The organism is Shimia sp. R9_1 (genome assembly GCF_017743775.1).
Taxonomy (GTDB): Bacteria; Pseudomonadota; Alphaproteobacteria; order Rhodobacterales; family Rhodobacteraceae; genus Shimia.
Map to the genome: position 1 here is coordinate 18,141 of NZ_JAGHRN010000014.1, position 15,944 is coordinate 34,084.

The following is a 15,944-nucleotide window of genomic DNA, read 5'->3' on the forward strand; positions in this document are numbered from 1 at the left end:
TCATTTAAGCGGCACGATATTGACTGAATGATAAAAACGAGAAGGGATTCTCCATGATTGCGCGTTTGATGACAGGGGCCGCAGCGCTCGCCGTAACCGCCGGTATGGCAGCAGCCGACTATACTTTGCACATTGTTCATATCAACGATCTGCACAGCCGTATCGAGCCGATCAACAAGTATGACTCGACCTGCAAGGCAGAGGACAATGCAGAGGGCAAATGCTTTGGCGGCTATGCGCGTGTGGTAACCAAGATTGCCGAGTTGCGCGAGGAATTGGCTGGTCAGAACCTCGTGGTTCTGGATGCTGGCGACCAGTACCAAGGCTCTCTGATGTACACGACTTACAAAGGTGATGTGGAAATCGAGATGATGGAGAAGATCGGTTTTGACGCCATGGCCGTGGGCAACCACGAATTTGATGATGGTCCGGAAGGCCTGCTCAAATTGGTCGAAGGTGTGTCCTTCCCGGTGATTTCCGGCAACCTTGATGTCTCCCAATCCGATGTTCTTGCCGGCAAAGTGACCAACCATGTGGTGTTGGAAGTTGGCGGTGAAAAAGTTGCCATCATCTCCGCGCTCGCCACGGACACGGCTGAAACCTCTAGCCCCGGCGAAGCAGTGATCTTCCAGGACGAGATTGAAGCCCTGCAGGCGGATGTGGATGCGCTGACCGCGGAAGGCGTGACCAAGATCATCGCGCTGAACCACGTCGGTGTGAACAAAGATATGGAGATCGCAGGCGCTGTGTCTGGCGTGGATGCGGTTGTGGGTGGCCACTCCCACACCAAATTCTCCAACACCGAAGAAGGCGCGATGGCCTATCCCACCATGGTTGGCAATGTGCCAGTGGTGCAGGCCTATGCGTATTCCAAGTATGTTGGCCACCTGACCCTGACATTTGATGATGCGGGCAATGTGACCGCTGCAACTGGCGACACCATTCTGCTCGACGCTTCTGTGGCGGAAGATCAGGAGATCGTGGCGCGCGTGGCAGAGCTGGCTGGCCCGATTGAGGAGATGAAATCGCGTGTTGTCGCTTCGACCGACGCGGCGATTGATGGCGACCGTGGATCCTGCCGGGCAGGCGAGTGCGCCATGGGCAACCTCGTTGCAGGCGCGATGCTGGATCGTGTGAAAGACCAAGGCGTTGAAATCGCGATCCAAAACGGTGGCGGTCTGCGGGCGTCCATCGACGCGGGTGAAGTGACCATGGGTGAGGTGCTCACGGTGCTGCCATTCCAGAACACTCTGTCCACCTTCCAAGTGACCGGCGAAACCATTGTGGCCGCTCTGGAAAACGGTGTGAGCCAAATCGAAGATGGTGCAGGCCGCTTCCCGCAGGTTGCGGGTATGACCTTCAGCTTTGATGCAGCCGCAGACGCAGGCAGCCGCATCAGCGACGTGATGGTTGGCGGTGCGCCGATTGATCTCGCCAAGGTGTATGGTGTTGTGTCTAACAACTATGTGCGCAACGGCGGCGATGGCTACAAAATGTTCCGCGATGCTGAAAACGCCTATGACTATGGCCCTGACCTTGCGGATGTGACCGCAGAGTATCTGGCGAAGAATGGCGCGGGTGCGGCGGCTCTGGATGGCCGAATTAGCAAAAAGTAAGCGCCTGATTGCTTGACGTTTCTAACCCCCGCCGGGAAACTGGCGGGGGTTTTGCTTTGAGGGCGATATGGATCATCCGCTGATCGATCTGATCAATCAGAAAATTCGCGAAGCTGAAGCGGCTGGCGAATTTGACAATCTGGCAGGCGCGGGAAAGCCTTTGCCGAAGGAAGAAGATCCCGAAAACGCTTTGATTAATCGGCTGGTGAAAGAAAGCGGGGGCGTGCCTGAGTTTGTGTCTTTGTCCCGTGAGCTGGCGAAGCTGCGGGAACAATTGCGAGAAACGGGCGACCGCACCAAGCGGCGCGACATCATGAAGGACATGTCCATGATGGAAGCACGGATCGAGATGGCGCGAAAGGCCCATCGCTGATGTGTGGACGTGTGGCGGTCACCCTGCCAAATGACGCCATGGCGCAGATGTTCGCGGCCTCCCCGGCCAACAACCTGCCGCAGGTGCCAAATTACAATGTCTGCCCAACCACGCAAATTCATGTGGTTTTGGGAGGGGCTGATGCGGGGCGCAAGCTGGTCTCCATGCGGTGGGGCTTTCTACCCAGCTGGTACAAAGCCCCGAATGATGGCCCCTTGCTGATCAACGCGCGGGCCGAAACCATCGCAGAAAAGCCTGCCTTTCGAAGGGCTTGCCGGGAGCGGCGTTGTTTGATCCCGGTGACGGGGTTTTATGAATGGACCAAGGATTCCGAGGGCACACGCTGGCCTTGGTACATTCATGGTTCAGAGACCTTGGCGCTGGCGGGTGTGTGGCAAGAGTGGGGCGTTGAAGGTGAGCGCATCGCGACCTGTGCGGTTGTCACCACATCTGCCAATGAGACCATGTCTCAGATTCATCATCGCATGCCTGTGGTGATTGATGAGGGTGATTGGGGCCTTTGGCTTGGGGAAAAGGGGCACGGTGCCGCGACGTTGATGAAAGCAGCGGATGAGGATCTCTTGTCCTTTCATCAGGTGGATCGCGCGGTGAACTCAAATCGGGCATCAGGGCCGGAGCTGATCGAACCCTTTGAGTGATCTTCAACTTCGGGCACAAAGCGCCGAGGTATTTTCAAGAAAAGCGCAACACTCCTTCAGCTCATAAAACCCGCCTTCTGCATTGGCCTGAGCGGAGAGTTTGGCAATGATGGGCCAAGACTTTTCTGGAGGGTTTTCATGACCAAAACACCGTATTTCGCACCGCAAGGCGGGTTGCCGCCTCAGACACAGTTGCTGACGGATCGGGCGATGTTTACCGAGAGTTTTGCCGTGATCCCCAAGGGCACGCTGACGGATATCGTCACCTCCAACCTGCCGTTCTGGCGCGACACCCGTGTGTGGGTCATTGCGCGCCCGATGTCTGGGTTCAGCGAGACGTTTTCGCATTATATTGTGGACGTTGCGCCGGGTGGCGGCAGCGACAAGCCTGAGCTTGAGTCGGGCGCACAGGGCGTTCTCTTCGTGGTGGAAGGCGAGGTGTCTCTGTCTATTGAGGGCAAAGATCATAGTTTGTCTGAAGGCGGCTACGCCTATCTTCCGGCTGGATGCGACTGGCGCCTGATCAATCGCTCAGAGCAAAACGCGAAGGTCCACTGGATTCGCAAGCTTTATGAAGCGGTTGATGGGATTGATGCGCCGGAGGCTTTTGTCACCAGCGATGCGGACACGCCGATCCGGCATATGCCGGATACCGATGGCGCTTGGGGCACCACACGGTTTGTGGACCCTGACGACATGCGCCATGACATGCACGTCAATATCGTGACCTTTGAGCCGGGCGGCGTGATCCCCTTCTTGGAGACACATGTGATGGAACATGGGCTCTATGTGCTTGAAGGCAAAGCGGTTTATAAACTCAATCAGGATTGGGTCGAGGTTGAGGCAGGCGACTACATGTGGTTGCGCGCCTTCTGCCCGCAGGCGTGTTACGCCGGTGGTCCGGGCAAGTTCCGTTATCTGCTCTACAAAGACGTCAACCGGCACATGAAGTTCCGTTAATCGCTGTGACGTCACGGCATCGCAGAAAACCACGCGTGGTAGCGGTAACGGGTTAAATTGGGTCGTTTTTCTGCAGAATTGGGGGTGGCAATTGACGGGCAAACCGGATCAATTGGCGTTCCAGAGGACTCGCAGGATCGCAAGATGACCGCAGATCGCACCCGTATTTTCATCAATGGGTTTGGCCGCATCGGCCGGACCCTTTTGCGCATCCTGTCAGAAGGTGGGTATCCCGATATCGAGATCATTGGCATCAATGACATCGAGCCGCTGGAGACCTGCGCGTATCTCTTTGAATATGATAGCGTTTTTGGAACGTATCGCGGCAGCGTTGAAGCCGCCAATAACGCGCTGATCGTGGATGGAAAACGCGTTCCGTTTCATGCGCAGAGCGATCTCAGCAAGCTCGATCTCAGTGCCGTTGATGTGGTACTGGAATGTACCGGCATGGCGGGCACGCGGGCGATTGCGGAGCGGGGATTGGCGGCTGGTGCGCGGTCTGTGCTGATTTCAGGTCCGTCTGATGAGGCTGACGTCACTGTGGTGCTTGGTGCCAATGACGCGGATCTCAAGGATCAGGTGATTGTATCCAATGCCTCCTGCACGACAAACGCTCTGGCGCCGCTGATGCGGGCGCTGGATGCGGAATACGGGCTGATTTCGGGGCATATGACCACGGTGCATTGTTATACGGGCAGTCAGCCGACGGTGGACAAGCCGCGTGGCGATCTGGCGCGCAGCCGGGCGGCGGCTTTGTCGATGGTGCCGACCACCACTTCGGCGCAGCGGATGATTGATAAGGTACTGCCGCATCTGAAAGGGCGGGTTGAGGCGCGGGCGATCCGTGTGCCCACTGCCAGCGTGTCAGCCATCGATCTGACGATCCAGACGGAGCGCGCAGTGACCGCTGAGGCGGTGAACACATTGTTGCGCCAAGAGGCGGAAAACAAAGGAATATTAGGGTGGACACGCAAACCGTTGGTCTCCACAGACCTGCGGGCGCGGCCGGAATCCCTGATTGTGAGCGAGCGAGAAACCAGCGTTTCGGTGGGCGGGCTTTTGCGCGTCTTCGGCTGGTATGACAACGAATGGGGCTTTTCCAACCGCATGTTGGATATGGCCCGATTGATGGGGCGGCGTTGAGCCGTGCGAGGGGACTTGGGAGATAGAAATGACAAATACCAAAGATCATGACCGCGCCCGCGAGGCCGCGCTGAAATATCATGAGTTTCCAAAGCCCGGTAAGCTGGAAATTCGCGCGACCAAGCCGATGGCGACCGGTCGCGATCTGAGCCGCGCTTACAGCCCCGGTGTGGCTGAAGCCTGTATCGAAATTGAGAAAAACCCCGCAGATGCAACGCGTTACACCGCAAAGGGCAATCTGGTTGCGGTGATTTCCAACGGCACGGCGGTGCTTGGCCTTGGCAATATCGGTGCGCAGGCGAGTAAGCCGGTGATGGAAGGCAAGGCGGTTCTGTTCAAGAAATTCGCCGGGATCGACTGTTTTGACATTGAGGTGAATGAGCCTGATCCGGAGAAACTGGCGGATCTGGTGTGCCGTCTGGAGCCGACCTTTGGTGCGGTGAACCTTGAGGATATCAAGGCGCCGGATTGCTTTCTGGTGGAGCGTCTCTGCAAAGAGCGGATGAACATTCCGGTGTTCCACGATGACCAGCATGGCACCGCGATTGTGGCGGCTGCGGCTGCCTATAACGCTTTGATTGTGGCCAAGAAAAAGGTCGAGGATATCAAGGTTGTGGCGCTGGGCGCGGGGGCGGCGGGGATTGCCTGTCTCAAGATGCTGATGACCATGGGTGTGCAGCACGAAAACATCCTGATGCTGGACAGCAAAGGCGTGGTGCACAAGCAGCGCAACGATCTGACGCCGGAGAAGGCGGAATTCGCGCAAGCCACTGAAAAGCGGACCACAATGGAGGCCATGGAAGGGGCGGATCTGTTCCTTGGTGTCTCAGGCCCCGGCCTTTTGACCAAAGAGATGGTCGAGCAGATGGCGGATAATCCGATCATCTTTGCACTGGCCAACCCGACGCCGGAGATCATGCCGGAGGAGGCGCGTGAAGCGGCTCCAGGGGCGTTGATCGCCACGGGGCGGTCGGACTACCCCAACCAGGTCAACAACGTGCTCTGCTTCCCCTTCATCTTCCGAGGGGCGCTGGATGCGGGTGCAACCGAGATTAACGACGAGATGAAGCTCGCCTGTGTGGAGGCGATCGCGGCGTTGGCGCGGGAAACCACCAGCGCGGAAGTGGGCGCGGCCTACAAAGGCGAGGAGCTGACATTTGGCCCTAACTACCTGATTCCAAAGCCGTTTGATCCACGTCTGCTGCCGACCATTGCGGTGGCTGTGGCACGCGCAGCGATTGAATCCGGTGCGGCAACCAAAGAGCTGGACCTCTACGCCTATGAGGACAAGCTGCAGGCGCAGGTGTTCCGGTCTTCGATGATCATGCGGCCGGTCTATGAATCTGCCAGCATGTCGCGTCGCCGGATCATCTTTGCCGAGGGTGAAGACGAGCGGGTGCTGCGCACGGCGCAGGCGATGCTGGAGGACACGGTGGACACGCCGGTGCTGATCGGGCGTCCGGAGGTTGTTGGCCATCGTCTTGAAAAGGCTGGATTAAAAATCAAGCCGGGGGTTGATTTTGAACTGATCAACCCGGAGCAGGATGAGCGCTATCGCGACTATTGGACCACCTATCACCAGAAGCTGCGGCGCAATGGTGTGAGCCCGGACAGTGCGCGGGCGATCCTGCGGACCAACAACACGGCAATTGCCGCCATTGCGGTGGAGCGCGGGGATGCGGACAGCATGATCTGCGGCACCTTTGGCGAGTATCGCTGGCACCTGCGCTACGTCACAGATGTGTTGAAAAACAATGAGTTGCACCCGATCGGCTCGCTGTCTCTGATCATTCTGGACAAGGGGCCGCTGTTCCTTGCGGACACTCATATCCACATTGAGCCGACCTCTGAGCAGATTGCGGAGACGGTGATTGCGGCGGCGCGGCACGTGCGGCGCTTTGGGGTGGACCCGAAGATTGCGCTGTGTTCGGGGAGCCAGTTTGGCAACCTTGACAGCCACTCCGGCCGGGTGATGCGCGGGGCACTGGATGTGCTGGATCAAACCGAGCATGACTTTGAATATGAAGGAGAAATGCACACCGATGCGGCGCTGGATCCGGAGCTGCGGGAGCGCCTGTTCCCCGGTGGGCGGCTCAATGGCAAAGCCAATGTGCTGGTCTATTCCAACACCGATGCGGCGGGTGCGACCCGCAACATTCTGAAGTCGGTGGCAGACGGGCTTGAGGTTGGCCCGATCCTTATGGGGATGGGCAACCGCGCGCATATCGTGACGCCATCCATCACTGTGCGCGGCCTTTTGAACATCGCCGCGCTGGCGGGCACAGCGGTGTCGACCTACGGCTAACAAGCCAAATATTTCACAGCACGCAACAGCCTCCGTTAACCATGGTTTTCGGGGGCTGTTTTGCGTCGGTATCCCGTCGGTATTGCGGAGGTGCGATTTTCGGGCCGCGCGAAAGGTGAAGGCAACGTGCGGTGCGGGGCGCAACGGAGGGGCGCGCCTGACCCTGGGTGGGCGCATGTATGGCGAAATAGGCCTGCGGGCGCTTTCCACCAAAAACGCGCATGGCTTTATGGCTCGCCGTTGGCAAAGCGCCCTCCCGTGGGGAGGGTCGGGCGCGGCGCGGCTTTGCCGGGCGATTGGGTTACAGCGGCCAGAACACCAGAATGGCGGGGATCGATACGGCGACCACTAAGATCTCCAGCGGCAGGCCCATGCGCCAGTAGTCGCCAAAGCTGTAGCCGCCGGGGCCGAGGATCAGCGTGTTGTTCTTGTGGCCGATGGGGGTGAGGAAGGCCGAGGAGGCCGCCACGGCCACCGCCATCAGGAACGGATCGGCGGAGACACCCAACGCCTGCGCCATCTGAATGCCGACCGGTGCGGCGACGATGGTGGTGGCGGTGTTGTTGAGCACATCAGAAAGCGTCATGGTCACGAGCATCAAGACCGTGAGCACGGCCCAAGCGGGCAGACCGGCGGTGAGGCTGACAAGGCTGTTGGCGATCAGAGCGGTGCCGCCGGAGCTGTCCAGCGCCGCGCCGAGCGGGATCATGGAGCCAAGCAGCACGACCACGGGCCATTCCACGTGATCATAAAGTTCGGAGAGCGGCACGATCTTGGCGAGTACATAGGCCACCACCACCAGACCCAAAGCGATGGGCAGGTAGATCAGCCCGAGTGAGGCGGCGGCGACCGCGCCGACAAAGAGGCCGATGGCGAGCCACATCTTGCTGTTGGCGGTCACCACAAGGCCGCGGTCTGCGAGCGGCAGGCAGCCGAGCCAGTCGGTCACATCCGGGCCGCGGTCCTTGTGGACGAGGATCAGGAGGATGTCGCCGGGCTGCACCACGGTTTTGCGGATCTGGCTGCGGATACGGCGGCCTTCGCGTGAGATGCCCATGAGCACCGCGCCTTGGCGCCACGCAAGGCCAAGCGCCTGTGCGGTCTTGCCTGCGATGCGGGCGGTTTCGGGCACCACGACTTCGATGATGTCCAGACCTTCGCCTGCGGCGTTGAGATGCTCTTCGCGTTTTTCATCTGAGAAGTTCAGCGAGAGGGCTGCGCGGAATTCATCCAGCGCGTCGGGGCTGGCTTCAAGCACCAGCGCGTCGCCTTCGCGCAGCACATTGTTGCGCGCGGTGCCATACATCCGTTTGCCGCCCCGCATCAGGCCGAGGATTTGCACATCGGCATCTTCAGCGTTTGGTTCAAGCTCGGCGAGACGTTTGCCGATGAGCTTGCTCTCTGCGGGCACGGTGAGTTCGGCGATGTATTGGCCAAGGTCAGAGACTTTCTTGCCCGCGTCTTCGCGATCCGGGATCAGGCGCCAGCCGATAAGCGCCACAAACAGCAGGCCTGCAATGGCGGTGAGGCCGCCGACAGGGGCAAAGTCAAACATCTTGAAAGGCGCGCCAAGCGCATCTTCGCGGATCGAGGCGATGATGATGTTGGGCGGTGTGCCGATGAGCGTGGCCATGCCGCCAAGAATGGTGGCGAAGGACAGGGGCATGAGCGATTTCGCGGGGCTGCGGCCCGCCTTGCGTGCGGTCTGGATGTCCACTGGCATCAGCAGGGCCAGCGCGGCGACATTGTTCATGAAGGCCGACAAGAGCGCGCCGATGGCACCGATGATGGCAATGTGGCTGCCCAGTTTGCGCGCGCTGTCCACCAGCGTGCGGGTGATGAGAAACACCGCGCCGGAGCGCACAAGCCCTGCGGAGACAATCAGCACCAGCGCCACAATCAGCGTGGCGGGGTGGCCAAAGCCGGAAAAAGCCTCTTTGGTGGGGACCACGCCAAGCACTACGCCCAGCAGCAGGGCGGTAAACGCCACCAGATCATAGCGAAACCGCCCCCAGAGCAGCATGACAAACACGCCGCCAAAGAGGGCAAAAAGGATGATCTGGTCGGTGGTCATAAAAAGCGCCTGTGGTCAAAGTGATGCGATCATCTCAACCGTAGGGGGGCGGGAAACGCAAGCCGCTTGCGGATTTTGGCCGCTCTGACGTATAGAGAGCCCTGACAAAGAACATCTGCCATAACAGACCCGGAGGCGAACCATGGCCGGCCATAGTAAATGGGCAAACATTCAGCACCGCAAAGGGCGTCAGGACGCCGCGCGCTCCAAGCTGTTTTCCAAACTTTCCAAAGAGATCACCGTTGCCGCAAAAATGGGCGACCCGGACCCGGAGAAGAACCCGCGTCTGCGTCTGGCGGTGAAAGAGGCCAAGAGCCAATCCGTGCCAAAGGATGTGATCGAACGCGCGATCAAGAAATCCGTTGCCGGTGACGGGGATGACTATGAAGAAATCCGCTATGAGGGCTATGGCCCCAATGGCGTGGCGGTGATTGTTGAGACGATGACCGACAACCGCAACCGGACCGCCTCCACCGTGCGCTCGACCTTCTCCAAGAATGGCGGCAATCTGGGCGAGACCGGCTCTGTGGGCTTCATGTTTGACCGTAAGGGTGAGGTGACTTACCCGGCTTCCGTGGGTGATGCGGACGCGGTTTTTGAAGCGGCCATTGAGGCGGGTGCCGAGGACGTGGAAAGCTCTGAAGACGGCCACATCATCTGGTGTGAAGACACCGATCTGAACGACGTCTCCAACGCGCTAGAAGCGGCGTTGGGCGAATCTGAAAGCACCAAGCTTGTGTGGAAGCCAACCACCACCACCGAGATGGATCTGGAAGGCATGCAGAAGCTGATGAAGCTGATTGACGCGCTGGAAGATGACGACGACGTGCAGCGTGTGACGGCAAACTTTGAAGCCTCTGACGAGGTGATGGAACAGCTCTAAGCGGCTGCGTCCCCGAGATTAAAAAAAGGCCCGCGGCGGGGAGCTGCGGGCCTTTTGTTTTGCGCGCTGGGAGGAGGTCAGCGCGCGGTGATGACGCCGCAGGCGATGCGCCCGCCGGAGCCACCGATGGGTTGGGCAAAGTGATTGTCCGGATTTGCGTGGATCACCAAGGTGGAGCCGTCCTCATCGAGCACTTTGCCGTCGCCCTGATCAAGCATCAGAAGATTGGTATAGAGCTCGACCTCTGCGGTGCCGTCCGCGCCAACGATCAGGTTGGGCAGATTGCCTGCGTGCGGGCCGTCAGCGTTAAAGAAGCCGTGGGGCAAGTTGCCGGGCATGATGTGGCCATGGGCGCCTTTGAAAGTGTCAAGCGGGGCGCATTCTCCGACCGCGTGAAAATGCATGCCGTGTTTGCCCGGCGGCAGGCCTTCGACCGACAGTGAGATCAGAATGCCGCGCGGGCCTTGCATGAAGCTGGCGGTGCCGATGGCGGTGCCTGCGTTGTTGATCAGCGTGGTCTCTGCTGTGGCGGTGATCTGCGGGGCCTCGGCTGAGGCGGCGGAGGCTGTGGCCGCGACGGGCGTGATCGCGGCGGGGGCGAGCGTGGCGGTCAGGAGGGCGGGAAACAGGAGGGATTTCAAAAAGTGCATCTTGGTAGTCCTTCGCTTTGGTTGTCTGCGTGACACTGTCAGGGCGAGGTGGGCAGACCGCGCGGGCGCTCTCTGTCTGTGCGGCCTTCTGGCGGCAAGAGAACGGCGCTGGAAAAGCTGTGCCTCACTACATCAACGCGGCGCACGGGGAATTTATGCAAATTTTATTGAAATTGGTTTCATGCGCGGTCAGCGCGGCTGTGATTTGGATGGCGATGTGGACGGCAATGTGGGTGGCAGGGTTTGTTTGGCCACGCGCTGAACCGCCTTGCTGAGCGCCCCAAGGGCGGGGGCGAGCAGGCGGCTGGATTGCCAGAACAGCGGGGTGTCATAGGTGGTGTCAGGCATCAGCGGCACCAGCGCGCCGCTTTGCAGATGCGAGCGGATCAGGGGCTCTGGGTTCATGCCCCAGCCAAGCCCCCGCAGGCTGGCCTCCACAAAACCGGTGGAGGAGGGCAGGCGGTGGCTGGGCGATGTGGGGGTGACGCCGAGGTTTTGGGCCATCCAAATCTGTTGCAACCGGTCCTTGGCGTCAAAGATCAGGACGGGCGCGGTGGCAATCGCCTCTGCCGTGACGCCAGACGGAAAATGGCGCGCCATATAGGTCGGGCTGGCGGAGGCGACGTAGCGCATGGCCCCAAGTGGTGTGCTGTCACAGCCCGCAATGGGGGCCTCATGGGCGGTCACGGCCGCCACCACCTCGCCGCGGCGCAGCCAGTCTGCGGAGAAATCCTGATCATCCACCACCAGATCAAACAGCAGGTCAGGCACCTCGGCGGCGGCTTTGAGAAACCATGTGGCGAGGCTGTCAGCGGTTACGGCGATGCGCAGGCGGGCGGTGCGGGGCGACAGCGTTTCCAGATCCCGCGCGAGCGCGCCTTCCAGCAGGCCCACCTGATCCAGATGTGCGGCCAGACGGCGACCGGTTTCGGTGCCCTCACACGGGGTGCCGCGCAGCACCAATGGCATGCCGACACGCTCCTCCAAGGTTTTCAGCCGTTGGGAGATGGCGGATTGGGTCACGCCCAATTCCTGAGCGGCGGCCTCAAAGCTGCCGGTGCGCAGGATCGCGGCAAGGGCGGCGAGATAGGCGTAGTCGAGTTGCATTAGATGTCCTAATGATGTGGAAGATGTTTTAATTTGAGTAATTTTAGGGGGCGCTTTAGTCAATCCGCAAGCTCAGGAAGGACAGCAGATGGTTGAGACAGGCATTGGGACGGGGATTGAGGCGGGCATTATGGGCCCCGCAGCGGCAGGGTTTGTGCTTGGATTTTCGCTGATCATGGCGATTGGGGCGCAGAATGCCTTTGTGCTGCGCCAAGGCCTGCGGGGTGAATATGTGCTGCCACTGGTGCTGACCTGTGCGATCTCTGACACCATCCTGATCACCCTGGGCGTGGCCGGATTTGGCGTGCTGATTGCGGCCAATCCGAGCGCGCTGGATTTTGTGCGTTATGCGGGCGCGGCGTTCCTCTTTGTCTATGGCGCGATGAATTTCCGCGCGGCCATGAAGGGCGGCGATGCGCTTGAAGAGAAGGGCCGCACCGTAGGGAGCCTTGGGGCGGCGGTCACCACCTGTTTGCTGCTGACCTGGGCCAATCCGCATGTCTATCTGGACACGGTGGTGCTGCTTGGCGGGATTTCGGCGCAATATACCCCCACCTGGGCCTTTGGGCTGGGAGCTGCGGTGGCGAGCTTTGCGTTTTTCTTCTCACTGGGGTTTGGGGCGCGGCTGTTGCGTCCGCTGTTCACCAATCCACGCGCCTGGCAGGTGCTGGATGTGCTGGTGGGGATGACCATGTGGGCGATTGCCGCCAAGCTGATCTGGGGCATGTAGGGGCAGCCGGTGTTTGAGGGCGCTGCCCTCGCCCCAACAGGTTGGGGCTTCACCCAGGATATTTGGGGAATGAGAAGGCGGGCTGGCGTGGGAGGCGCCAGCGCTGCGCCGAGGCTGCACAGAGACTGTGCGCGGGTCGCGGTTTGTCGCAAGGCGGTTTGCGGCTAGGTTTGTGGCAGCTGTTGTCTGAGGAGACCCGCCATGAGTTGGAACCCCGCCCTTGAGCCTTCTTGCCCTGATGCTGCGACGCTGGACAGCATTGAAACCGTCATCATTCCCCGTGCGCGTGATCTGGGCGGGTTTTCGGTGCGCCGCGCTTTGCCTGCGCCCAAGCGCCAGATGGTGGGGCCGTTTATTTTCTTTGATGAAATGGGACCGGCGGAGTTTCTGACCGGGCAGGGCATTGATGTGCGCCCGCATCCCCATATCGGTTTGGGCACGGTGACCTACCTCTATCGCGGGGAGTTTGAGCACCGCGACAGTCTTGGCACCCATCAGATGATTTACCCCGGAGAGGTGAATTGGATGGTGGCCGGAAATGGCGTGACCCATTCAGAGCGCACCAGTGAGATGACGCGGCAATCGCCGAGTTCGCTGTTTGGCATTCAGACCTGGATTGTCCTGCCGGAGGAGCGCGAGGATGATCCGGCGATGTTTGAGCATCACGGCAAGGAGGCGCTGCCGGTGCTAGAGGGGGAAGGCAAAGAGGTGCGGCTGATCCTTGGGGATGCCTGGGGGGCGCGTGCGCCGGTGACGATGCTGTCTGAGACCTTTTATGCCGATGTGGTGCTGCAGCCCGGTGCCAAGCTGCCGATGCCGGACAATCATGAGGATCGCGGGCTTTATGTGGTGCAGGGCGCGGTGGAGATCGCGGGGGATGTGTTTGAGCCCGGGCAGATGATGGTGTTTCGCCCCGGGGATGCGATCACGGCGGTGGCCGGACCGCAGGGCGCGCGGCTGATGGCGCTGGGCGGGGCGACGATGAACGGGCCGCGCTATATTTCCTGGAACTTCGTCAGCTCCAGCAAAGAGAAGATCGAGGCCGCCAAGGCAGATTGGTCTGCCGGGGATTGGGCGCATGGGCGCTTTCAGCTGCCGCCGGGGGACACGGAGGAATTTATTCCACTGCCTTAGTGAACAACGCGCTTTGGAGGAGAAGCGGGGGGCTTACATGGCCTGAGGAAGCGGCTGGCCTTGGGATGTCGGCGCGACGTCCAGAAGGCTCAGAGCCTCACCGCAGAGTTCGATGTTTTTCTGTGAGCCTAGTACGGCGGCCTGGGTGTTGTCTTTGATGCTGCGGATTTCGGAAACAATCTCGGAATAGAGCGGCAGCTGGCGGCGGGTCTCTTCGCTGCTGGCGGTGATATTGGCGACCAGCCCGTCGATGTTTTCCTGAATGGAGCGGGTCAGGGTGCGGCAGGCCTCACCGCGCTCAAGGCTCTTTTCGGCGGCGACGGCGACTTTGCCAACGGTTTCAGACAGATCGGCCTGTGCCTGTTGCAGCCCTTCCATGCGTTCCAGAATGCGGGAGATATCCGCATCTGCCATATCGGCAAGCTCGCGCACCTCGCCGGCGATGATGGCAAAGCCGCGGCCCTGCTCGCCGGCGCGGGCGGCCTCGATGCCGGAGTTGAGCGCCAGAAGGCGGATGCGGTCGGCCAGCCCGCGAATGGCTTCAGAGGCGCTGCCGACCTCCGCAAGGGTGGTTTCGATCTTTGCCACCGGGGTGGCGATGTGGGTGATCTGTTGGGTGGTGTCGGTGGTCAGATCGAGAAAGCCGTCCACCTCCAAGGTGACGTCGCGCACGGAATTGCCGACCTGCGCGGCTTTCTGGGCTGCGCGGTTGGCGCCTTCGCTGAGGGTGTCAAACACCACGCCGAGGCTTTCGGCCTGAGTGATGAGGTTGGAGATGAATTCCACCCGTTCGCGAGAGGTGCGGTTCACGTTGGAGGCGTTGTTGCGGATGGTCTCGACCCGGGCGGTGGCGTCCTGCAGGCCGTCCGGATAGACGGTGTGCTCTTCCACCACGGTGCGGATCTCAATCTCCGGCTCGCGTTCTGCCTCGGTCTCCTCGCTGGGGCGCGCTTTGGGCTGTGCAAAATAGGTCGACAGGCTGCTGACGCAGAAGGGGACTACGGCGGTCAGGCAGGCGGCCAGAGGATCAAAGGTGGCCTCACCAAAAAGCGCGGGCCACTGGTTGATGAAGGTCAGAAGCGGGCCAACGATGCTGGCAGCGATCAGGCCGCGTTTGAGCGACAGGCGCACGGCGGGAGGAAGAGACTGTGAAGAACGCATAAAAGACCACCTTGTTCCAGCAGCTATGGTTTAGGCCGCGCGTCCCAATATTTTGTAAACGGGCTGCATCAAATGCCGGGGTCAGCGCGCTGATCACGGGCAGGGCCGAGCCAAGAGTGGGGGCGGGGCTGCCGTGGCGCAAGAGGCTCGCGGGCAGATGACGGAGTTTTGAAGGTTAACCTGTTTGCTACCTCGACTCTTAGGGCGGCGCATGCCTAAGTGACGCCATGACAGATGCAGCTCAGACAAATACGGAAGCGGGGTCACCGCTGAAAGGCGTGTTTTGGATGCTGGCCACAGGGCTGTGCTTTGTGGCGGTGACGGCTTTGGTGAAGCTGGTGGGCACGAGGTTGCCCGCCTCTGAGACGGCCTTTCTGCGCTATGCGCTGGGCGTGGTGTTTCTGATCCCGATGATCCGGCCCATTCTGGCGGCCAAGCTGAGCCGCCGACAGGTGTGGCTGTTCACGCTGAGAGGTGTTTTGCACACGGGGGCCGTGGTGGCGTGGTTTTTCGCCATGGCGCGAATCCCAATCGCCGAAGTGACAGCGATGAACTACCTCTCGCCTGTCTATGTGACGCTGGGCGCGGCGTTCTTACTCGGAGAAAAGCTGGCGTTTCGCCGGATTGCGGCGGTGATTGTGGCGCTCATTGGCGTGACGATCATTCTGCGGCCCGGGTTTCGCGAGCTCAGCCCCGGGCATTTTGCCATGCTTTTTACGGCGCTGGGCTTTGCCGGGGGCTATCTGATTGCCAAGAAGCTGAGTGAGGAAGTGAGCCCCACCGTGGTGGTTGGCATGTTGTCTGTCACGGTCACCATCGGGCTTGCGCCGCTGGCGCTGTCGGTTTGGGTGACTCCCACGTTTGAGGAGCTGGTGATCCTGTTTGCGGTGGCCTGTTTTGCCACGGCGGGCCACTACACCATGACGCTGGCGTTTAAGGCCGCGCCGGTCACCGTGACCCAGCCGGTGAGCTTTTTGCAGATGGTCTGGGCGGTGCTGCTGGGCTGGCTGGCCTTTGGCGAGCAGCCCGATGTCTGGGTGCTGGTGGGGGCGCTGGTGATCATCGGGGCGATCAGCTTCATCACCTGGCGGGAGGCGGTGTTCAAGCGGCGTCAGATCACGCCATTGGTGGGGCAGACCAAGATGTGAG

Annotated in this window: 13 protein-coding genes and 1 pseudogene; 10 read left to right on the forward strand and 4 right to left on the reverse strand. The window is 60.5% G+C overall.

The window, feature by feature from the left end; genetic code table 11:
- Positions 1-53: 53 nt before the first annotated feature.
- The 6 genes from J7399_RS20745 to J7399_RS20770 all read left to right on the forward strand — a co-directional run bounded on the left by J7399_RS20745 (position 54) and on the right by J7399_RS20770 (position 7,056).
- Positions 54-1,616 (forward strand): 5'-nucleotidase C-terminal domain-containing protein, encoded by a 1,563-nt coding sequence (locus J7399_RS20745; RefSeq protein ID WP_209090001.1) that lies wholly within the window; start codon positions 54-56, stop codon positions 1,614-1,616.
- Between the two features lie 67 nt (positions 1,617-1,683).
- A complete protein-coding gene (locus J7399_RS20750; protein WP_209090004.1) occupies positions 1,684-1,989 on the forward strand; it encodes a DUF1992 domain-containing protein in 306 nt (101 codons plus the stop codon).
- On the forward strand, positions 1,989-2,648 hold the full coding sequence (locus J7399_RS20755) for an SOS response-associated peptidase (RefSeq protein ID WP_209090008.1): 660 nt from the start codon (positions 1,989-1,991) through the stop codon (positions 2,646-2,648). Before J7399_RS20750 ends, J7399_RS20755 begins: the two co-directional genes overlap by 1 nt.
- 138 nt (positions 2,649-2,786) lie before the next feature.
- Positions 2,787-3,608, forward strand: coding sequence for a bifunctional allantoicase/(S)-ureidoglycine aminohydrolase (locus tag J7399_RS20760; RefSeq protein WP_209090018.1), 822 nt, complete (start codon positions 2,787-2,789; stop codon positions 3,606-3,608).
- A gap of 144 nt (positions 3,609-3,752) precedes the next feature.
- Positions 3,753-4,751, forward strand: coding sequence for a type I glyceraldehyde-3-phosphate dehydrogenase (locus J7399_RS20765; protein ID WP_209090029.1), 999 nt, complete (start codon positions 3,753-3,755; stop codon positions 4,749-4,751).
- Positions 4,752-4,779: 28 nt separating this feature from the next.
- Entirely contained in the window at positions 4,780-7,056 is a 2,277-nt protein-coding gene (locus J7399_RS20770; RefSeq protein WP_209090032.1) for an NADP-dependent malic enzyme, read from the forward strand.
- A gap of 301 nt (positions 7,057-7,357) precedes the next feature.
- Here J7399_RS20770 and J7399_RS20775 read toward each other — a convergent pair whose 3' ends face one another.
- A complete protein-coding gene (locus tag J7399_RS20775) occupies positions 7,358-9,130 on the reverse strand; it encodes an SLC13 family permease (RefSeq protein WP_209090042.1) in 1,773 nt (590 codons plus the stop codon).
- 142 nt (positions 9,131-9,272) lie between these two features.
- Between J7399_RS20775 and J7399_RS20780 the strand changes: the two genes are divergently transcribed.
- Positions 9,273-10,013, forward strand: a complete 741-nt coding sequence (locus J7399_RS20780; RefSeq protein WP_209090045.1) for a YebC/PmpR family DNA-binding transcriptional regulator — start codon at positions 9,273-9,275, stop codon at positions 10,011-10,013.
- 77 nt (positions 10,014-10,090) lie between these two features.
- Here J7399_RS20780 and J7399_RS20785 read toward each other — a convergent pair whose 3' ends face one another.
- Positions 10,091-10,663 carry a superoxide dismutase family protein gene (locus tag J7399_RS20785; protein WP_209090049.1) on the reverse strand — a complete coding sequence of 191 codons (573 nt, stop codon included), beginning with the start codon at positions 10,661-10,663 and terminating at the stop codon, positions 10,091-10,093.
- Between the two features lie 189 nt (positions 10,664-10,852).
- The gene (locus tag J7399_RS20790) at positions 10,853-11,770 is read right to left on the reverse strand and encodes a LysR family transcriptional regulator ArgP (protein WP_209090061.1); all 918 of its coding nucleotides are present in this window, start codon (positions 11,768-11,770) and stop codon (positions 10,853-10,855) included.
- A gap of 88 nt (positions 11,771-11,858) precedes the next feature.
- Here J7399_RS20790 and J7399_RS20795 point away from each other — a divergent pair, with 88 nt between their 5' ends.
- Positions 11,859-12,500 carry a LysE/ArgO family amino acid transporter gene (locus J7399_RS20795; protein ID WP_247743009.1) on the forward strand — a complete coding sequence of 214 codons (642 nt, stop codon included), beginning with the start codon at positions 11,859-11,861 and terminating at the stop codon, positions 12,498-12,500.
- Between the two features lie 201 nt (positions 12,501-12,701).
- Complete coding sequence (locus J7399_RS20800; RefSeq protein WP_209090063.1) at positions 12,702-13,634, forward strand: pirin family protein; 933 nt, start codon at positions 12,702-12,704, stop codon at positions 13,632-13,634.
- A gap of 33 nt (positions 13,635-13,667) precedes the next feature.
- Here J7399_RS20800 and J7399_RS20805 read toward each other — a convergent pair whose 3' ends face one another.
- Positions 13,668-14,795: a methyl-accepting chemotaxis protein gene (locus J7399_RS20805; RefSeq protein WP_209090066.1), complete on the reverse strand. Its 1,128-nt coding sequence runs from the start codon at positions 14,793-14,795 to the stop codon at positions 13,668-13,670.
- 224 nt (positions 14,796-15,019) lie between these two features.
- Between J7399_RS20805 and J7399_RS20810 the strand changes: the two are divergent.
- Positions 15,020-15,943: pseudogene (locus tag J7399_RS20810) on the forward strand (DMT family transporter); the annotation flags it as partial.
- Position 15,944: the final 1 nt, after the last annotated feature.